At 60.4% G+C, this 20,061-nt stretch carries 16 protein-coding genes; 9 read left to right on the top strand and 7 right to left on the bottom strand.

Annotated features, from left to right (window positions below):
* The first annotated feature begins 312 nt into the window (after positions 1–312).
* Positions 313–1,089 carry a ferredoxin--NADP reductase gene (locus tag NVB75_RS15805; protein WP_258348278.1) on the top strand — a complete coding sequence of 259 codons (777 nt, stop codon included), beginning with the start codon at positions 313–315 and terminating at the stop codon, positions 1,087–1,089.
* 42 nt (positions 1,090–1,131) lie between these two features.
* On the opposite strand, the gene mscL is transcribed toward NVB75_RS15805, so the two are convergent.
* Positions 1,132–1,548: a large-conductance mechanosensitive channel protein MscL gene (gene mscL / locus NVB75_RS15800; protein WP_003215816.1), complete on the bottom strand. Its 417-nt coding sequence runs from the start codon at positions 1,546–1,548 to the stop codon at positions 1,132–1,134.
* Between the two features lie 286 nt (positions 1,549–1,834).
* On the opposite strand from mscL, the gene katB reads away from it, so the two are divergent.
* The 3 genes from katB to radA are packed head-to-tail and all read left to right on the top strand — an operon-like array spanning position 1,835 to position 5,377.
* A complete protein-coding gene (gene katB, locus NVB75_RS15795) occupies positions 1,835–3,376 on the top strand; it encodes a catalase KatB (RefSeq protein ID WP_258348276.1) in 1,542 nt (513 codons plus the stop codon).
* A gap of 58 nt (positions 3,377–3,434) precedes the next feature.
* Positions 3,435–3,974, top strand: coding sequence for an ankyrin repeat domain-containing protein (locus tag NVB75_RS15790; RefSeq protein ID WP_258348275.1), 540 nt, complete (start codon positions 3,435–3,437; stop codon positions 3,972–3,974).
* 35 nt (positions 3,975–4,009) lie between these two features.
* Positions 4,010–5,377, top strand: a complete 1,368-nt coding sequence (gene radA / locus NVB75_RS15785; protein ID WP_003215821.1) for a DNA repair protein RadA — start codon at positions 4,010–4,012, stop codon at positions 5,375–5,377.
* 116 nt (positions 5,378–5,493) lie between these two features.
* Here the strand turns inward: radA and NVB75_RS15780 are convergent, their stop codons facing one another.
* A complete protein-coding gene (locus NVB75_RS15780; protein WP_258348272.1) occupies positions 5,494–5,862 on the bottom strand; it encodes a PilZ domain-containing protein in 369 nt (122 codons plus the stop codon).
* A gap of 173 nt (positions 5,863–6,035) precedes the next feature.
* On the opposite strand from NVB75_RS15780, the gene NVB75_RS15775 reads away from it, so the two are divergent.
* From NVB75_RS15775 to yjiA, 3 genes are all read left to right on the top strand, one after another.
* Complete coding sequence (locus NVB75_RS15775) at positions 6,036–8,102, top strand: carbon starvation CstA family protein (RefSeq protein WP_076014030.1); 2,067 nt, start codon at positions 6,036–6,038, stop codon at positions 8,100–8,102.
* A 15-nt stretch (positions 8,103–8,117) separates the two neighbouring features.
* Positions 8,118–8,315 carry a YbdD/YjiX family protein gene (locus NVB75_RS15770; protein ID WP_003176208.1) on the top strand — a complete coding sequence of 66 codons (198 nt, stop codon included), beginning with the start codon at positions 8,118–8,120 and terminating at the stop codon, positions 8,313–8,315.
* A 147-nt stretch (positions 8,316–8,462) separates the two neighbouring features.
* On the top strand, positions 8,463–9,422 hold the full coding sequence (gene yjiA, locus NVB75_RS15765; RefSeq protein WP_258348270.1) for a GTPase: 960 nt from the start codon (positions 8,463–8,465) through the stop codon (positions 9,420–9,422).
* Between the two features lie 126 nt (positions 9,423–9,548).
* On the opposite strand, the gene glyA is transcribed toward yjiA, so the two are convergent.
* Together glyA and NVB75_RS15755 are read right to left on the bottom strand one after the other, a co-directional pair.
* The gene (glyA, locus tag NVB75_RS15760) at positions 9,549–10,802 is read right to left on the bottom strand and encodes a serine hydroxymethyltransferase (protein ID WP_063027005.1); all 1,254 of its coding nucleotides are present in this window, start codon (positions 10,800–10,802) and stop codon (positions 9,549–9,551) included.
* A gap of 228 nt (positions 10,803–11,030) precedes the next feature.
* The gene (locus NVB75_RS15755; protein ID WP_258348268.1) at positions 11,031–14,882 is read right to left on the bottom strand and encodes a bifunctional diguanylate cyclase/phosphodiesterase; all 3,852 of its coding nucleotides are present in this window, start codon (positions 14,880–14,882) and stop codon (positions 11,031–11,033) included.
* A 285-nt stretch (positions 14,883–15,167) separates the two neighbouring features.
* Between NVB75_RS15755 and ettA the strand changes: the two genes are divergently transcribed.
* Both ettA and gdhA read left to right on the top strand, forming a co-directional pair.
* On the top strand, positions 15,168–16,832 hold the full coding sequence (gene ettA, locus NVB75_RS15750; protein ID WP_003215833.1) for an energy-dependent translational throttle protein EttA: 1,665 nt from the start codon (positions 15,168–15,170) through the stop codon (positions 16,830–16,832).
* A 333-nt stretch (positions 16,833–17,165) separates the two neighbouring features.
* Positions 17,166–18,503 (top strand): NADP-specific glutamate dehydrogenase, encoded by a 1,338-nt coding sequence (gene gdhA, locus NVB75_RS15745; RefSeq protein WP_258348262.1) that lies wholly within the window; start codon positions 17,166–17,168, stop codon positions 18,501–18,503.
* On the opposite strand, the gene NVB75_RS15740 is transcribed toward gdhA, so the two are convergent.
* The 3 genes from NVB75_RS15740 to NVB75_RS15730 all read right to left on the bottom strand — a co-directional run bounded on the left by NVB75_RS15740 (position 18,500) and on the right by NVB75_RS15730 (position 19,995).
* A complete protein-coding gene (locus tag NVB75_RS15740; protein ID WP_258348260.1) occupies positions 18,500–18,997 on the bottom strand; it encodes a GreA/GreB family elongation factor in 498 nt (165 codons plus the stop codon). The two genes, gdhA and NVB75_RS15740, sit on opposite strands and share 4 nt — an antisense overlap.
* A 70-nt stretch (positions 18,998–19,067) precedes the next feature.
* Positions 19,068–19,424, bottom strand: a complete 357-nt coding sequence (locus NVB75_RS15735; RefSeq protein ID WP_258348258.1) for a hypothetical protein — start codon at positions 19,422–19,424, stop codon at positions 19,068–19,070.
* 274 nt (positions 19,425–19,698) lie between these two features.
* Positions 19,699–19,995 (bottom strand): chorismate mutase, encoded by a 297-nt coding sequence (locus NVB75_RS15730; RefSeq protein WP_258348257.1) that lies wholly within the window; start codon positions 19,993–19,995, stop codon positions 19,699–19,701.
* Positions 19,996–20,061: the final 66 nt, after the last annotated feature.

Here is a 20,061-nt window from a genome sequence, read left to right as displayed (position 1 = left end):
CTCGAAATAAAAATTTGGTTATGTTTAATCGGGCGTTAGGCCAATAACATTTGTACAACTTGGCTACGGTGTACAGGTTTCAGACGCTCGATAAGATTTTTCCATTTTTTTTAAGGACTTGCTCTAAATGCAACTTATTAATATTTAGTTACATCTCCTCATCTAATGGCTGGTTGGAAGGCGGCTAATAGCCAAATATTTAGTACCGCCCAGCGGTTGTGCCTACGCGCAGCGCCAATGCCAGCACAAACCATCGGTGTTTCCAGGCGGCGCTTTGGGGGACACTAGGGGCCTCTGCAAATGGAGTTTCCCATGACGGCCAGTGCTGAAAAATACACCCGCCAAACCCTGCTCGACGTGCAATCGCTGACCCCCAGCCTGTTTACCCTGCGCACTACCCGGGACCCGGGCTTTCGCTTTCGCGCTGGGCAATTCGTGCGCCTGGGGGTGACCAAGGCCGATGGCAGCATTGTGTGGCGTGCTTATTCGGTGGTGTCCTCGCCGTTTGACGAACACCTGGATTTTTTCTCTATCGTCGTGCCGGGTGGCGAGTTCACCAGTGAGCTGAGCCGCTTGCGCGAGGGCGATACCCTGCTGGTAGAACGCCAGGCCACGGGCTTTCTGACCCTGGACCGTTTTGTGGATGGTCGCGATCTGTGGCTGCTGGGCACCGGGACCGGTATTGCGCCGTTTCTGTCGATCCTGCAGGACTTCGAGGTCTGGGAGAAATTCGAGCGGATCATCCTGGTCTATAGCGCTCGCGAAGCCCAGGAGTTGGCTTATCAGTCGTTGATCCATGAATTGGGTGAGCGTGAGTACCTGGCGGAGCACGCCCACAAGCTCACCTACATTCCTATCGTGACCCGTGAGCAACATCCGGGCGCGCTGAATGGGCGGATTACCACCCTGATCGAGAACGGTGAATTGGAGCGCGCCGCAGGCATCGAGCTGACCCCTGAGCATTCCAGAGTGATGATTTGCGGTAACCCGCAGATGATCGACGACACGCGTCAGTTGCTCAAACAGCGCGACATGCAACTGAGCCTGACCCGCCGTCCGGGGCAGGTCGCGGTAGAAAACTACTGGTAAAACAAAGGCGCCCTGCAGGCGCCTTTATTTTATTTGCCGAGCTTACTCGGGCTTGCTGTTCTGTGCCTTGAGCAGATCGCGGATCTCCCCCAGCAGCACTTCTTCCTTGGTCGGGACCGGCGGCAGGCTAGGTGCCACTGCCTCCTCACGCTTCAGGCGGTTGATGGCTTTCACGCCCATGAAGATCGCAAACGCAACGATCACAAAGTCGATCACGCTCTGGATGAACTTGCCGTATGCCAGTACGACGGCAGGCGCATCGCCCTGGGCGGCTTTAAGCGTTACGGCGAGGTCGCCGAAGTCGACACCCCCGATCAACAGGCCGATGGGTGGCATCACCACGTCGCCTACAAAGGAGGAAACAATTTTGCCGAAGGCGGCACCGATGATAATACCGACGGCCATGTCGACCACATTACCTTTGACCGCGAAGGCCTTGAACTCACTTAACACGCCCATAGGTTATTCCTTGTTACAGATGAGGAGGTAGAAGCCAGTGTAAGACAGTGTGGCGCGGCTTGCGCGACACAACTGCTTACAGTGTCCGTTTTTATCGACACATTAAATCGCAAATAGTTTGCAAAGTGCCACCAATCGCGCGCGGAATACCCGCTATTTCAGGGGGTTACCACACTATTTTTTTAATCGGGTTGGTACGGCTTTTCTATTTATCTTCTGACTCGCGGGTCACTAGCCTCTGGCAAGCACAACTCAATGTGCATTAAAAAAACCAGAGGAAACCTCGATGAAAAACCCTATTAGCCGCGGGCCTATTTCTGCGCGACAGGTGCTGTTTGTAGTGAGCGCCAGTCTTCTTTCGCTGTCCGTACACGCCGCCAACCTCACACGCGACAATGGCGCGGCGGTCGGTGACAATCAGAACTCGCAAACCGCCGGTGCGAATGGCCCGGTCCTGTTGCAAGACGTGCAACTGATCCAGAAACTGCAGCGCTTTGATCGCGAGCGTATTCCGGAGCGCGTTGTGCATGCCCGTGGCACTGGCGCTCACGGTACCTTCACCGTCACCGATAACCTCAGCGACCTGACCAAGGCCAAGGTATTTGCCGCCGGTGAAGCCACGCCGGTATTTGTGCGGTTTTCTGCGGTCGTTCACGGCAACCATTCGCCGGAAACCCTGCGTGACCCACGCGGCTTTGCCACCAAGTTCTACACCGCCGAAGGTAATTGGGACCTGGTCGGTAATAACTTCCCGACGTTCTTCATTCGCGATGCGATCAAGTTCCCGGACATGGTTCACGCCTTTAAACCAGACCCGCGCACTAACCTGGATGATGATTCCCGTCGCTTCGACTTCTTCTCCCATGTTCCGGAGTCCACTCGTACGTTGACCGAGTTGTACTCGGACTCCGGTACTCCAGCCAGTTACCGGGAAATGGACGGTAACGGTGTACACGCCTACAAGTTGATTAACGCCAAGGGCGAAGTGCACTACGTCAAGTTCCACTGGAAGAGCCTGCAAGGCATCAAGAACCTTGACCCTAAACAAGTAGCTGAAGTACAGGGCCGTGACTACAGCCATATGACCAATGATTTGGTCACGCACATTAACAAGGGCGACTTCCCCAAGTGGGACCTGTATGTGCAAGTGCTGAAGCCTGAAGACCTGGCCAAGTTTGATTTCGACCCACTGGACGCCACCAAGATCTGGCCAAACGTGCCTGAACGCAAAGTCGGGCAGATGGTGCTGAACCGCAACCCCGCCAACGTCTTCCAGGAAACCGAGCAAGTCGCCATGGCGCCGGCCAACCTGGTGCCGGGCATCGAACCGTCGGAAGACCGCCTGCTGCAAGGCCGGGTGTTCTCCTATGCCGATACGCAAATGTACCGCCTGGGGCCAAACGCCCTGCAACTGCCGATCAACGCACCCCGGGTGACCGTCAACAACGGTAACCAGGACGGCGCGATGAACTTCGGCAAGACCACCACTGGCGTGAACTACCAGCCAAGCCGCCTGCTGCCACGGGAAGAGCCGCAAACCGCGCGGTACAGCCAGTCGGCCCTGTCGGGCAGTACCCAGCAAGCGAAGATCCAGCGTGAGCAGAACTTCAAGCAGGCCGGCGACCTGTACCGCTCGTTCAACAAGCAAGAGCGTCAGGACTTGATCGACAACTTCGGCGGCTCCCTGGCCACCACCGATGACGAGAGCAAGCACATCATCCTGTCGTTCCTCTACAAGGCGGATCCGGAGTACGGCACCGGCGTGACCAAAGTCGCCAAGGGTGACCTGGCCCGCGTCAAGGCGCTGGCTGAAAAGCTGACTGACTGATTGGTTGGCCCCTGTCGGCGCCCCGCATGGGCGTCGACACCTCGCAGGAGAAAACCCCATGCGTATCTACATCGCTTTATTCACAGCCTTGCTGGCTTTTACCGCGCATGCCGAGTCACCCGACCCGCAAGCGGTGAAGACACAACTGCAGGATTACTACTTCGACGCCGCCCGCCGTGGCGACGTGGAAATGCTCAACACCTTCATCGACTCCGGCTATTCGCTGAACACCCAGGATGAAAAAGGCTACACGGCACTGATTCTCGCCGCCTATCACGGCGAAAGTGCCTACGTGGACCGATTGCTCGCCGCCGGCGCCGATGCCTGCGTGCAGGACAAACGCGGCAACACCGCCTTGATGGGCGCGATCTTCAAGGGTGAGCTGAAAATCGCCCAGCGCCTGCTGGCCACCGACTGCAATCCTGACCAACGCAACGGTGCCGGACAAACGGCGGCCATGTATGCCGGGCTGTTCAAACGCGTGGAACTGCTGGATGAACTGAAAGCCAAGGGCGCCGATCTGAATGCCGAAGACCCGATCGGTAACAGCGCTTCACGTTTGGCCAGCGGTGAAATCCGTACCCCGGCGCCGCGCTGAGCTATCATCGCGGTTTTTCGGTTGGAGGTTCTCAAATGGCAAAGGCCAAGCGCATGTATGGCTGCACGGAGTGCGGCGCGACCTTTCCCAAGTGGGCCGGCCAGTGCACGGAATGCGGTGCGTGGAACACCCTGACCGAAACCATGATCGAGAGCGGCGGCGCCGTGGCCCCCAGTGGCCGTTCCGGCTGGACCGGGCAACAAACCCAGATCAAGACCCTGGCCGAAGTCAGCGTCGAAGAAATCCCGCGTTTCTCCACCGCTTCCGGTGAACTGGACCGGGTGCTGGGCGGCGGCCTGGTGGACGGCTCGGTGGTGCTGATCGGCGGTGACCCGGGCATCGGTAAATCCACGATCCTGCTGCAAACCCTGTGCAGCATCGCCAGCCGTATGCCGGCGCTGTATGTCACCGGCGAAGAATCCCAGCAGCAAGTGGCCATGCGTGCGCGCCGCCTGGGCCTGCCCCAGGACCAACTGCGGGTGATGACCGAAACCTGCATCGAAAGCATCATCGCCACCGCGCGCCTGGAAAAGCCCAAGGTGATGGTGATCGACTCGATCCAGACGATTTTCACCGAACAACTGCAATCGGCACCGGGTGGCGTGTCCCAGGTGCGGGAAAGTGCCGCGCTGCTGGTGCGCTATGCGAAACAGAGCGGCACGGCGATTTTCCTGGTGGGCCACGTGACCAAAGAAGGCGCGCTGGCCGGGCCACGGGTGCTGGAGCATATGGTCGACACCGTGCTGTATTTCGAAGGCGAGTCCGACGGGCGGTTGCGTTTGCTGCGGGCGGTGAAGAACCGTTTTGGCGCGGTCAACGAGCTGGGTGTGTTCGCCATGACTGACCGGGGCTTGAAAGAAGTCTCCAACCCGTCGGCGATTTTTCTCACCCGCGCCCAGGAAGAAGTCCCAGGCAGTGTGGTGATGGCAACGTGGGAAGGCACCCGGCCGATGCTGGTGGAAGTGCAGGCGCTGGTGGACGACAGCCACCTGGCCAACCCGCGTCGTGTCACCCTGGGCCTGGATCAGAACCGCCTGGCGATGTTGCTGGCGGTGCTGCACCGCCACGGCGGCATTCCCACCCATGACCAGGACGTTTTCCTCAACGTGGTGGGCGGGGTCAAGGTATTGGAAACCGCGTCTGACCTCGCGTTGATGGCGGCAGTGATGTCCAGCCTGCGCAACCGGCCGTTGCCCCATGATTTGCTGGTGTTTGGCGAGGTGGGCCTGTCGGGTGAAGTGCGCCCGGTGCCCAGCGGGCAGGAGCGCCTGAAGGAAGCGGCCAAGCACGGCTTCAAGCGCGCCATCGTGCCCAAGGGCAATGCGCCGAAAGAAATGCCACCGGGGCTGCAAGTGATCGGGGTGACGCGCCTGGAGCAGGCGCTGGATGCCCTGTTCGAATAGTCGCCCAGCCACCCATCACCCCTGTAGGAGCCGGGCTTGCCCGCGATGGCGGTGTATCAGCTGATTGATATGCAAACTGACACACCGCCATCGCAGGCAAGCCAGCTCCCACATGTTCAGGTCTCCAGCAAGGCGGCGAATTCCCGCTCCAGCTCTGCCTGATCACCGAGGTTCAGCTCGATTATCCGCCGCAGGTGGCTGATGGAGTCGAGGTCGATGTGCTCGCACACAAAGCCGAGCTGCCCATGATCATCATGGGTCAGCCGCACCTGCATCTTTACGTTGGTATCGGCGTCCAGATGAATGTCCACGTCGAATGATTCGTAGCGATGGCCGTGCCAGTCTTGCGGCCGTTGCACCAGCAAGCCCTTGAGCGACAAATCTACCAATTGCACCGACCAGACATGGCCGTCTTGCGTGAGCTCGGTCCTGGCATCGAAGGCAATGCGTCGGAAACGGCGTCGGTCTGAAGGCTGTTCGCTCATGGTGAAACCCTCTGTGGATAAAAGAATTGTAGCCGTGCGCCATCATGGGACGGTTTTTTCTGCTTTTTTCGCTCCGGCAAGGCTCTAGACCAACGTAGGGGGGTGGCCTTTAAGGCCAGTAGCGCTAAACTCGGGATGGCTGTCTTTCTGTCCACCCTGGCTGGAATATAAAAATGAAAAATAATAATAGCCTGCTACGCCATCTACCCTGGCTGCTGCTGGCAATCGTAGGAGCGTGCGCCCTGGGCGTAGTAGCCTTGCGCCGCGGCGAGGCGATCAACGCCTTGTGGATTGTGGTCGCAGCAGTGGCCATTTATCTGGTTGCTTACCGTTACTACAGTCTGTTCATCGCTAACCATGTGATGCAGCTCGATCCACTGCGGGCTACCCCCGCCGTGCTCAACAACGATGGTCTGGACTATGTGCCGACCAACAAACACATTCTTTTCGGTCACCACTTCGCGGCAATCGCCGGCGCCGGGCCTTTGGTCGGCCCGGTACTGGCAGCGCAGATGGGCTACCTGCCCGGCACCTTGTGGCTGATCGCAGGTGTGGTGCTGGCGGGCGCGGTGCAGGATTTCATGATCCTGTTCCTCTCCACCCGTCGCAACGGCCGTTCCCTGGGGGACATGGTCCGCGAAGAAATGGGCCGCATTCCCGGGACCATCGCGCTGTTTGGCTGCTTCCTGATCATGATCATCATCCTCGCGGTGCTGGCGCTGATCGTGGTCAAGGCCCTGGCCGAAAGCCCGTGGGGCATCTTCACGGTGATGGCGACCATCCCGATCGCGATGTTCATGGGCATCTACATGCGCTACATCCGCCCGGGCCGCATCGGCGAAATCTCGATTGTCGGCGTGCTGTTGCTGCTGGGCTCGATCTGGCTGGGCGGGCAGATTGCCGCTGACCCGGTGTGGGCCAAGGCCTTCAGCTTCACCGGGATCCAGATCACCTGGATGCTGGTGGGTTATGGCTTTGTCGCCGCCGTGTTGCCGGTGTGGCTGATCCTTGCGCCACGTGACTACCTGTCTACGTTCCTGAAAATCGGCACCATCATCGCCCTGGCGATTGGCATCCTGGTGACCATGCCCGACCTGAAAATGCCCGCGCTGACCCAGTTCATCGATGGCACCGGCCCGGTGTGGAAGGGCGGTCTGTTCCCGTTCCTGTTCATCACCATTGCCTGTGGCGCGGTCTCGGGTTTCCACGCGCTGATCTCCTCGGGCACCACGCCCAAGTTGCTGGCCAATGAAGGGCACGCCCGTTACATCGGTTACGGCGGCATGTTGATGGAGTCGTTCGTGGCCATCATGGCGATGGTTGCCGCTTCGGTGATCGAGCCAGGGGTGTACTTCGCCATGAACAGCCCGGCCGCCATTGTCGGTGCTGACGTGGTGACCGTTGCGCAAACTGTCAGCAGCTGGGGTTTTGCGATTACCCCGGAAGCGTTGCAGGCGGTGGCGCATGACATCGGTGAAACCACCATCCTGGCCCGTGCCGGCGGTGCGCCGACCCTGGCGGTCGGTATCGCGCAGATCTTGCACAGCGTCTTGCCGGGTGAAAACACCATGGCGTTCTGGTACCACTTTGCGATCCTGTTCGAAGCGCTGTTCATCCTGACCGCAGTCGACGCCGGTACCCGTGCCGGTCGCTTCATGCTTCAGGATTTGCTCGGCTCCTTCGTGCCGGCGCTCAAGCGTACCGAGTCCTGGACCGCCAACCTGATCGCTACCGCAGGTTGTGTGGCGATGTGGGGTTACCTGCTGTACCAAGGCGTGATCGACCCACTGGGTGGCATCAACACCTTGTGGCCGCTGTTCGGTATCTCCAACCAGATGCTGGCCGGTATCGCGCTGATGCTCGCCACCGTTGTGCTGATCAAAATGAAACGCCAGCGCTACATCTGGGTGACCATGTTGCCGGCTGTCTGGCTGCTGATCTGCACCGTGACCGCAGGCTTCATCAAGCTGTTCGACGCTAACCCGGCGATCGGCTTCCTGTCCCTGGCCAAGAAATACAGCGACGCCCTGGCCGGCGGCCAGATCCTCGCACCGGCCAAGAGCATCGACCAGATGCAACACGTGATCTGGAACGCCTACACCAACGCAACGCTGACGGCGCTGTTCCTGTTCGTGGTCTTCAGCATCCTGTTCTATGCGCTCAAAGTCGGCATTGCCGCCTGGGGCAAAAAGGAACGTACGGACAAAGAAGCGCCATACCAGGCCATCCCGGACGCGTGATAGAGGATTGCAATCATGTTCAATGACATCAGTCGCCTCGGTAAATACCTCGGTCAGGCCGCGCGCCTGATGGTCGGCATGCCCGACTACGACACTTACGTCGAGCATATGCAAACCAAGCACCCGGACAAGCCGATGATGGACTACAAGGCGTTCTTCCGGGAACGCCAGGAAGCCCGTTACGGCGGCAAGGGTGGGCCCAAGTGCTGCTAGCCCGTTAGTTCGGGTTACGGTGATCCCTTGTGGGAGCGGGCTTGCTCGCGAAGGCGGTCTTTCAGTGATGCCTGTGCTGACTGACACGCCGCCTTCGCGAGCAAGCCCGCTCCCACATTTGTTTTGTGTTTCTTCAAGGAGAATTCTTTGTCCTCTCCCATTCCCGTCACCGTCCTCAGCGGCTTTCTCGGCGCTGGCAAGACCACCTTGTTGCGTCACCTGCTCAAGGCCGAGCACGGCTTGAAAATCGCCGTGATCGAAAACGAATTCAGCGACGCCGGTATCGACACCCAACTGCTGGGCAGCGAGCCGGTGCAAGTCATGACCCTGTCCAATGGCTGTGTGTGCTGCACCATCCATACCGATTTGACCAAGGCCCTGTACCTGCTGCTGGAACGCCTGGACAGCGGCGAGATCGCCTTCGATCGCCTGGTGATCGAATGCACCGGCCTGGCCGACCCGGCCCCGGTGGCCCAGACCTTTTTCATCGATGAAGAACTGCGCGAGCGCTACATCCTCGACGGCATCATCACCCTGGTGGACGCGGCCCACGCCGAGCACCACCTGACCCAGACCATCGCCCAGGCGCAGATCGGTTTTGCCGACCGCCTGCTGGTAAGCAAGCGCGACCTGGTGGACGACGCCACCTTCGACGCCCTCAGCGAGCGCCTGACCCGCATCAACCGCCGCGCACCGATACGCGTGGTGGAGCACGGCAAGATCGACCTCGCCGAACTGCTGGATGTGCGTGGTTTCAACCTCAATGCCGGCATGACCTTGCGCCCGGTTAGCCAGGCGCCGTCCATTGATCGTATTTCCAGCCTGGTGCTGCGCACCGACCAGCCGCTGGATATCGACAAGCTCAGCGAGTTCATGAACGAGCTGCTGGAAGACCACGGCAAGCAATTGCTGCGCTACAAAGGCGTGCTGAACATTGCCGGGGAAGACCGGCGGATGGTGTTCCAGGGCGTGCTGAAGCTCTACGGGTTCGACTGGGATACCGAATGGGCCGAAGGCGAGACGCGGGAAAGTGTGATTGTGTTTATTGCCGACGAGTTGCCGGAAGAAAAGATTCGCGAAGGTTTCCAGCGCATCTATCAGGCATAAAAAAGCCCACTTGTAGGAGCGAGCTTGCTCGCGAAGAACTTATAGGCACCGCGTGCATCCAGGATGCACGCGTTATCGTTGACGTTTTTCGCGAGCAAGCTCGCTCCTACAGCGGGCTTTTTGCTATTAAGCGCCGTATACCGGCAGCTTCTTGCAGATGGCCTTGACCTTCTCACGAACAGCATCAATCACTGCTTCGTTGTTCAGGTCAGCCAGGATGTCGCAGATCCAGCCAGCCAGTTCCTTGCACTCTGCTTCCTTGAAGCCACGAGTGGTCACAGCCGGGGTGCCGAAGCGCAGGCCGGAGGTGACGAACGGCGAACGTGGGTCGTTCGGTACCGAGTTCTTGTTCACGGTGATGAAGGCTTTGCCCAGAGCGGCGTCAGCGTCTTTACCGGAGATGTCTTGCTTGATCAGCGACAGCAGGAACAGGTGGTTCTCAGTACCGCCGGACACCACGTCAAAACCACGCTCGATGAACACGCCGGCCATGGCCTTGGCGTTTTTCACCACTTGCTGCTGGTAAGTCTTGAACTCAGGCTGCAGGGCTTCCTTGAAGCAGATCGCTTTGGCGGCGATCACGTGCTCCAGCGGGCCACCCTGGCCGCCTGGGAATACGGCGGAGTTCAGCTTCTTCTCGATCTCGGCGTTGGCGCGAGCCAGGATCAGGCCGCCGCGTGGACCGCGCAGGGTTTTGTGGGTGGTGGTGGTCACGACGTCGGCGAATGGCACCGGGTTCGGGTACACGCCAGCAGCGACCAGACCGGCCACGTGGGCCATGTCGACGAACAGGTAGGCGCCCACTTTGTCGGCGATTTCGCGAAAGCGTGGGAAATCCAGAATCTGCGAGTAGGCAGAGAAACCGGCCACGATCATTTTTGGCTTGTGCTCGACTGCCAGGCGCTCGACTTCGTCGTAGTCGATCAGGCCGTTGCCGTCGATGCCGTACTGAACGGCGTTGTACAGCTTGCCGGAGGAGGAAACGCTGGCGCCGTGGGTCAGGTGACCGCCGTGGGCCAGGCTCATGCCTAGGATGGTGTCGCCCGCTTGCAGCAGGGCCAGGTACACGGCGCTGTTGGCTTGGGAGCCGGCGTGTGGCTGGACGTTGGCGTAATCGGCGCCGAACAGTTCCTTGGCACGGTCGATGGCCAGTTGCTCAACGATGTCGACGTACTCGCAACCGCCGTAGTAACGCTTGCCCGGGTAGCCTTCGGCGTACTTGTTGGTCAGAACCGAACCTTGAGCCTCCATAACCGCAGGGCTGGTGTAGTTTTCCGAAGCGATCAGCTCAATGTGCTCTTCCTGGCGCACGGCTTCTTGCTCCATGGCGGCAAAGAGATCGGCGTCGTACTTGGCAATAGTCAAATCACGGCTGAACATGGCGGTCCTCAAGGATCGGGGGCAGAAAAGAAGCGCATTCTAACCCAATGGGTTTTAGATGGCATATGAAAGGACATCATGTCGCGGACAAGCGGGGCTCACTTAGCCCCGTAGCAGCTGTCGAGCGCCAGCGAGGCTGCGTAAGCCGCACCGCCGAGCCATCGCCCGGCACTGGACCGAGTCGCTGCCGACGCAGCCTCGCTGGCGCTCGACAGCTGCTACGGGGGGTTAATCGAACATGAACAGCGCGTCATTGCTGAACTGCGCCTCAAACCGGCTCGCCGGCATCGGCCGTCCGAACAGGTAGCCCTGCACCTCGTCACAACCGTGCTCCCGCAGGAAGTCCAGCTGCTCATGGGTTTCCACACCCTCGGCGATCACCGCCAGGTTCAGGCTGTGGGCCATGGCGATAATCGCCCGGGCAATCTGTGCATCCTGTTCACCCGACGGCAGGCCGTCGACGAAAGTGCGGTCGATCTTCAGCACGTCGATGGGGAACTGCTTGAGGTAGTTCAGCGATGAATAACCGGTGCCGAAGTCATCTACCGCAATGCTCAGGCCGAGGTTTTTCAGGCTGGCGAGGATCTGCATCGCTTCGTTGACCTCGCGCATCAGGATACTTTCAGTCAGTTCCAGCTCCAGGCACGCCGGCGGCAGGCCGGTGTCCTTGAGGATGGTGGCGATGCGCTCGCCCAGTTGCCCGTCGGAGAACTGCCGGGCCGAGATATTCACCGACACCTTGGGCACCCGCACCTTGTTCTGGTGCCAGGTCTTGAGTTGACGGCAGGCTTCGCTGATTACCCAGTCGCCCACGTCCACCACCAGCCCCAACTCCTCCAGCACCGGGATAAAGTCCCCCGGCGGCACCAGCCCGCGGCGGGGATGACGCCAGCGCAGCAGGGCTTCGGCGCCGGTCAGGCGTTTGCCGTCGCCGCTGAACTGCGGCTGGTAATACAGCACGAATTCGTTTTGCTCGAGGGCGTGGCGCAGGTCGCTTTCCAGCTCCAGACGCTCCAGGGCGCTGGCGTTCATGTCGGCCTGGTAGAACTGGAAGTTGTTCTTGCCGCGCTCCTTGGCGTGGTACATCGCCGTGTCGGCGTTCTTCATCAACTGGCTGAGTTCGTTGCCGTCCTGCGGGCTCAAGGCGATGCCGATACTGGCGGTCACGAAGAACTCGCGGCCTTCCAGCACGAATGGCTTCACCAGGCTGGCGAGAATCTGCTCGGCCACGTGAATCGCACGGTTCAGCGCCATCTCACGGTTGACCCGCGGTTGCAGGAGCAAGGTGAACTCGTCGCCGCCCATGCGTGCCACGGTGTCGTCTTCGGCCACGCAGCCCAGCAAGCGGGTGGCCATTTCCTTGAGCATGCGGTCGCCGGCGGCGTGGCCCAGGGAATCGTTGATCGGCTTGAAGCGGTCGAGGTCGAGGAACATCAGCACCACCCACGACTTCTGCCGTTCCGCTGACTGCAGCGCGGTGTGCAGGCGGTCCTGGAACAGCGTGCGGTTGGGCAGGTGGGTCAGGGCGTCGTAATAGGCCAGGCGGTGGATCCGCTGTTCGCTGGCCTTGCGCTCGCTGATGTCACTGAAGAAGCACACGTAGCTGGCCAGGTCGCCTTCGTCATCGAATACGGCGGTAATCCCGACCCAGGCCGGGTAATGCTCGCCGTTGCGGCGCTTGAGCCACACTTCGCCTTCCCAGGTGCTGTGCTGGTGCAATTGCTTGAGCACGTAGCGCAGGTGGGCTTCCTGCTGTTCGTCGACGGTGAGCATGTTCGGCAACTGGTCGAGCACGTCCGCCACCGCGTAGCCACTCACCCGGCTGAACGCCTCGTTGGCCTGCACGATATAGCCGGCCGGGTCGGTGATCAGGATCGCCGAAGTCGAGTGTTCGAATACCGTAGCCGCCATGCGCAGGTCTTTTTCCGCACGGCGTTGCTGGCTAATGTCGCGACCCACGCCGAGGATGCCTTCGAACGCGCCGTGCTCGTCCCACACCAGCACCAGGCGCAGTTCGATGGGGACCTTGCGCCCGTCGGCCCGCAGGCAGTCGAACAGGAATAGCTGGGTCTGCACGTCGTTGCGCAAGGTCGCCAGGGATTCGGGTTGGTCCAGGGCGCGGCTGACTTGCTCTACCAGGCTGTAGATGCCCGTGAGTTGCTGCGGGTTGGCGATGGTCGATTGCCAGCCGTTTTCGAAGATCCAGTCCACGTCGTAGCCCAGCACCGCGTTCACCGAAGGGCTGACGTAGTTCAGGGCCAGCTTGCTGTCGGTGGAGAAAATTACGTCGCTGATGCTTTCGGCCAGCATGCGGTAGCGCTGTTCGCTGTCGCGCAGGGATTCGCTGGCTTCGATCTGGTCGGTGATGTCCTTGGCCACGCCGATGATGCGCGTGACCTGGTCGGTCTTGTCCCGGGCCAGGGCCTGTTCGCGGATATCGAAGCGCCGCCATTGGTTGTTGCGGTGGCGAAAGCGCAACTGGCACTGCAGTTGGCTCAGGTAGCCGGCCTGGCGCTGTTGCAGGCGCAGGTCGTGGTAGTGCTCGGCGTCTTCGGGGTGCAGCAGGATTTCCCAGAAATACTCGCCCATCTGCTGCAACTCGGGCTTGTTGTAGCCCAGGGTGTGGCCCAGGTGGTGGTTGCTGAAAATCATCCGCTGGCTGATCACGTCTTGCACATACAGGTGATCGGGCACGGTGCGCACCACGTCCGACCAGAAACCCTCGCGCTCCACCAGCGACAATTCGATCAGCTTGCGGCTGGTGATGTCGCTGATGCTCAGGATCACTGCCTTGAAGTCGTCCTGCTGTTCCGGCAGGCGCATCACCAGCCACAGGTATTGGTCGTTGCCTTCAACGTCGCTGAGCTGGATTTCCAGTTCGAGCTGTTTTTGTTGAGTCAGTACCGCGTCGATCACCTGATTGCCGATGGCGGTGGGGCTCGACGGGCAGGCGTCGATCAGGCGCTCCCAGGCTTGTTCGCAGGAGGCGACATTCAGCAGGCGCACCGCCACCTGATTGACCTCGGTGATGCGCAGTTCCTTGAGCAGTTGCCGGCGTTGTTCCGGGTTGTCTTGCAGCAACTGTTGCAACTGCTCGCGGGTTTGCAGTCGGGCTCTATCGAAGAACGCGCGCAGGCCGGACAGGTCAAGCACACACAGGGCCACGCCGGTGCCTTCGAAAATATCCTGGTAGCGACGGCGGCCCTCGTGCACCTGACGCTGGCGGCGGCGCATGTTCAGCAGCACGATCACCGGGATCAGCGAAAAGGCCAGGCCCAGCAGGCATTTGCCGATAAAGGCCGGCAGCAGTTGCTCCAGCACGGCGGCACGGTCGAACAGGCCGCGCAGTTGCCAGTCGCTTTTGCTCAGGGGCGTGACCAGTACACTTTTGTTCAATTCGTCCGGGGTCAACGCCGAGGCCCACTGGGCCGGCATGCCGCTGTCACGGCTGACCACCCGGTGGTTGAGGCGGTTTTCGATGACCCACATCGGGCGCTGGCCCTGGCTGTCCTGGCGAGTCAGGTTGGCCAGGTAATTGGGCGCAAGGCGCAAGGCCCAGTACATCTTGGTGCCGCCGCTGGGCTGGTGCAGCAGCAGGTAGATGACGGTGCCGTCGTTGTTGTTGCTCAGGTAGTAGGACTGGGCGTGGCTGCGTTTGACCAGCTCTTCGAGCCAGGCGCTGTCCTGGCTGTCGCCGGCGCTGTCACTGATCATCGCGCCGCTGGGGGCGAGCAGGGCGACACTGCGCAGCTCCGGCAGGGAGCGTTGCAGGGTACGCATCAGAATTTGTTGCTGTTCAGTGTCCCGTGGCGGCTCGACGATCGGTAACAGGTTCAGCGCGATCTGCGCACTGAGGGCCATGTTCAGGCTGATCTGTTCGGCCAGGTCGGCACTGTAGTCGATGGTGTATTGCTGCTGGTTTTTCTGGTTTTGCTGCAGCTGGTCCAGCAGTTGCCAGAACAATAACGCGAGCAGCAGCAGGACCAGCGTCGCCAATGCGCCCTTCAGGGTTCCGTGCAGGGGCGCTCCCGGCGCTATATGAGCGGCGCGCAGGGGAGTTGGCGGCGTTACGTTGGACAAACTGTGATCCTGCGGATTGGCTGGACTGGCGCGCGACGTGCACTATAAGCCGGACGCCCGGAGGGCGGCTAGCATGCCTTGTGTTGTGGCAAAGTGCCAGCCCCGCTTGGCTGGACTGCCCATGCGCATTCAGGTAGCTTTGCCGGTTACGCGAGGGCGTTCCAGCCCCAGACAATCAGGCATCTACCGTACGCAGGCATTGATAGACATCAACGGCCCGCGCGGCGCATGGCCTGGCACGGGTTTCGCCCGCTTAATTCATCAGTCACTGACGCTAGGTTCACCATGGCTCAATACGTCTTCACCATGCATCGGCTGGGAAAAGTTGTTCCGCCGAAGCGGGAAATCCTGAAAAACATTTCTCTGTCCTTCTTCCCGGGCGCCAAGATCGGCGTGCTCGGCCTCAACGGTTCGGGTAAATCCACCCTGTTGAAAATCATGGCCGGCGTCGACACCGAGTTCGACGGCGAAGCCCGCCCGATGCCCGACCTGAACATCGGCTACCTGCCACAGGAACCTATCCTGGACCCGACCAAGACCGTGCGTGAAGTGGTCGAGGAAGCGGTCAGCGTGATCAAGAACGCCCAGGCGCGCCTGGACGAGGTCTACGCGGCCTATGCTGAAGAAGATGCCGACTTCGACAAACTCGCGGCAGAACAGGCCAAGCTCGAAGCCATCCTGCAAGCCGCCGACGGTCACAACCTGGACCGCCAGCTGGAAGTCGCCGCCGACGCGCTGCGCCTGCCGGCGTGGGACGCCAAGGTTGAACACCTGTCCGGTGGTGAGAAGCGTCGTGTGGCCCTGTGCCGCCTGCTGCTGTCGGCCCCCGACATGCTGCTGCTCGACGAACCCACCAACCACCTGGACGCCGATTCCGTCGCCTGGCTGGAGCACTTCCTCCACGATTTCCCGGGCACCGTGGTTGCGATCACGCACGACCGGTACTTCCTGGACAACGTTGCCGGCTGGATCCTCGAGCTCGACCGTGGCGCCGGTATCCCTTACGAGGGCAACTACTCCGGTTGGCTGGAAGCCAAGTCCGACCGTCTGGCCGCCGAATCCAAGCAGCAGTCGGCTCATGAAAAGGCCATGAAAGACGAGCTGGAATGGGTGCGTAAAGGCGCCAAGGCACGTCAATCGAAATCCAAGGCCCGTCTGGCGCGTTTCGAAGAGATGCAGTCCCAGGAATTCCAGAAGCGTTCCGAGACCAACGAGATCTACATCCCGGCCGGTCCGCGCCTGGGTGACAAGGTCATCGAGTTCAAGAACGTCTGCAAGGGCTACGGCGACCGCGTGTTGATCGACAACCTGTCGTTCTCCATGCCTAAAGGCGCCATCGTTGGCGTGATCGGCGGTAACGGTGCGGGTAAATCCACCCTGTTCCGCATGCTGATGGGCAAGGAACAACCGGACTCGGGCACCATCGAAGTCGGCGAAACCGTGCAACTGGCCTGTGTGGATCAGAGCCGCGACGACCTCGACGGCAGCAAGACGGTGTTCCAGCAGATTTCCGACGGTTCCGACCAGATCCGTATCGGCAACTACGAAATCCCGTCGCGCACCTACGTGGGCCGTTTCAACTTCAAGGGCGGCGACCAGCAGAAGTTCGTCAAGGACCTGTCCGGTGGTGAGCGCGGTCGCTTGCACCTGGCCCTGACCTTGAAAGAAGGCGGCAACGTTCTGCTGCTCGACGAACCGTCAAACGACCTCGACGTTGAAACCCTGCGTTCCCTGGAAGAAGCCCTGCTGGACTTCCCGGGCGCCGCCATTGTGATCTCTCACGATCGGTGGTTCCTTGACCGTGTGGCCACTCACATCCTGGCGTACGAAGACGATTCCCAAGCCGTGTTCTTCGAAGGCAACTACACCGAATACGAAGCCGATCGCAAGAAACGCCTCGGCGAAGCTGCTGCCCAGCCGCATCGTGTACGGCACAAAAAACTGGCCTGATTCGGGTTGGTGGTTTGAAAAAGCGGAGCCTTCGGGCTCCGTTTTTTTTGCGTGTTTTCAGGTGGAACGAGGTGGATTAATTCGCGAGCAAGCCCGCTCCCACCTTTGAAATGCATTCCAAATGTGGGAGCTGGCTTGCCTGCGATAGCGGGTTAACTGTTGGTGCAAGGCCTGGATTGAAATCCTCATTAAGGTGCAAAAACCGCCTGTATTTATATCTAATGCACCATTTAAATTCACAAAAGCGACATTTCGCCCTGTCGCGGTGCGACATGAATTGATAAAGTCCGGGACAAATCTCCTTTAACGACAATAAATTTGCCGAGACTTTTCATGATCGAATCCGTTGAATCCTTCCTTGCCCGTCTCAAGAAACGCGACCCCGACCAGCCGGAATTCCACCAGGCCGTGGAAGAAGTCCTGCGCAGTTTGTGGCCGTTTCTTGAAGCCAATCCCCACTACCTGAACTCGGGCATCCTGGAGCGCATCTGCGAGCCGGAGCGTGCGATTGTGTTCCGGGTGTCGTGGGAAGACGACCAGGGCAAGGTGCGGGTCAACCGCGGGTTCCGGATCCAGATGAACAGCGCCATCGGCCCCTACAAAGGCGGCCTGCGCTTCCACCCCTCGGTGAACCTGGGCGTGCTGAAATTCCTCGCTTTCGAACAGACCTTCAAGAATTCCCTGACCTCAATGCCCATGGGCGGCGGCAAGGGCGGCTCGGACTTCGATCCCAAGGGCAAGAGCGACGCCGAGGTGATGCGCTTCTGCCAGGCGTTCATGAGCGAGCTGTATCGCCACATCGGTTCGGACGTGGACGTGCCCGCCGGTGATATCGGCGTGGGTGCCCGGGAGATCGGCTTCCTGTTCGGACAGTACAAGCGCCTGAGCAACCAGTTCACCTCGGTGCTGACCGGCAAGGGCATGAGCTATGGCGGCAGCCTGATCCGCCCGGAAGCCACCGGTTTTGGCTGCGTGTACTTCGCTGAAGAAATGCTCAAGCGCAACGGCCAGCGTGTCGAAGGCAAGCGCGTGGCTATCTCCGGTTCCGGCAACGTCGCCCAATATGCGGCGCGCAAGGTCATGGACCTGGGCGGCAAAGTGATTTCCCTGTCCGACTCCGAAGGCACCCTGTACTGCGAAAGCGGTTTGACCGAAGAACAATGGTCGGCGCTGCTGGAGCTGAAAAACATCCAGCGCGGGCGCATCAGCGAGCTGGCACCGCGTTTCGGCCTGGAATTCCGTGCCGGCCAAGCACCCTGGGAACTGGCCTGCGACATCGCACTGCCCTGCGCCACCCAGAACGAACTGGACGCCGAAGCGGCGCGGACCCTGTTGCGCAATGGCTGCGTGTGCGTGGCCGAAGGCGCCAACATGCCCACCACCCTGGAGGCTGTGGATATCTTTATCGACGCCGGCATCCTGTTCGCACCGGGCAAGGCGTCCAATGCCGGCGGTGTGGCGGTGAGCGGGCTGGAGATGTCGCAGAACGCCATGCGCCTGCTGTGGACCGCCGGCGAAGTGGACAGCAAGCTGCACAACATCATGCAGTCGATCCACCATGCCTGCGTGCATTACGGCGAAGAAAACGGTCGGGTCAACTACGTGAAGGGCGCCAACATCGCCGGCTTCGTGAAAGTCGCGGACGCAATGCTGGCTCAAGGTATCGTCTAAGCGTCGGGCTCGATGCGCAGGATCTCGATCAGCTGATCCCCGACGGGGCGCTTCCACAGCACCTCGTCGCCCACCTGTGCACCCAGCAGCGCCCGGCCCAGGGGCGAACCCCAGTTGATCAGGCCTACTGTGGCGTCGGCCTGGTCTTCGCCCACCAGTTGAATCCGCTGTTCTTCGTCCTGTTCATTGGCAAACGTGACCCAACTGCCGATCTGCACCTTCTCGGTGGAGGTCGCTGGCGCCACCACCTGAGCGCTTTGCAGGCGCTGGTTGAAGTAGCGCAAATCCCGCTCAAGGTCGGCCTGGCGCTGTTTATCGGCCTGCTCGCCCTTGGCGAACTCTTCGCCGTGCTCGCTTTGCAACTGCGCCACTTTGGCCTGCAATTGTGCAAGCCCACGGGCAGTGAGGTGATTGGGTTGCTCGCTGACCTGGCGTTCCACCGGTTGGCTGGCCTGGGCAGCAGCGCTGTCTTCGTTGACGAAAGCTCGACTCATGGCGTTCTCCTGCTATGGAGTTTGGGCCATGGTCGCAGGGGATAAGTTTCGCCGGATGTCTGAAAGCGACCTATGGCGAGCGATAGGCTCGTGCGGCGTCGCGGTCCTTTTCTTGCTGCCAGGCACGCTCGCGGTCGTCCCAGTGACGGTTCTTGTAGTCGTTCAGGTCTTCGTTCTCGCGCATGGCCTTGCACTGGCGGAAGCCATCTTCCCAGCCTTCGGCGTAGGTGCGGTCTTTCAGGTAGCGGGGGACATTCTTGCGAAATTCCCCGGTGATCACCCCGGCGGCTTGGCGGCCGCTGCTGCAACCGTCGTCGTAGCCGTCGGCGAAGGCGGGCGGGTAACCCTTGGCCAGCAAGTCTTCATGGGTTGATTGGCAACCTGAAAGGAGGGCCATCAGGCCCAGCACTGCTGCGTACCGCCACATCGCTTGCTCCCTGGCCGTTGAACGGCTGATGGGGGAAGTGTAGGAGTGGATTCGTTCGGGGTATGTGAAACGGATGTGAGAAATCTGTGTGTGACGCTGCTGCTTCGGGCGATCACGCGCCCCCTGTGGCGAGGGAGCTTGCTCCCGTTGGGGCGCGAAGCGGCCCCTGTTCAGGGTATTGAGATATTCCAGAGAGGGTGAGGTGTCTGGTTTTGGGGCTGCTGCGCAGCCCAGCGGGAGCAAGCTCCCTCGCCACAAGGTTATTTTGTGTGGTTCAGTCTGGTGTCAGCGCGGCGTGCTCTGCGAGTTCTTGCTGGATGAACGCTGCAATCATCGCCCGATAGACGTGCTCCGTGACGTCCGGGTTTGCGCCTACGGTGTGGGAGAGATCACGAACCTTGGCAATCACCTGCTCAACCCGCTGCGGGGCTTTCACGCCGTCACTGTCTTTTTTGAAGCGCGCAGCCTGGGAAACGAAGCCGCCCCGTTCGGCCAGCAGTGTAACGATCTGGCGATCAAGACGGTCGATGTTTTCCCGGACTTGTTCAAGGCTGGTGCAGTTGACGGCCATGTCTGTTGAAGCTCCTTATGGATTAATAGTGATCGTTCCCACGCTCTGCGTGGGAATGCCGCTCTG

It is taken from the genome of Pseudomonas sp. CBS (assembly GCF_024734645.1).
Lineage (GTDB): Bacteria > Pseudomonadota > Gammaproteobacteria > Pseudomonadales > Pseudomonadaceae > Aquipseudomonas.
The sequence above is the reverse complement of the archived record's forward strand: the minus strand, read 5'-3'. Positions and strand labels throughout refer to the sequence as shown.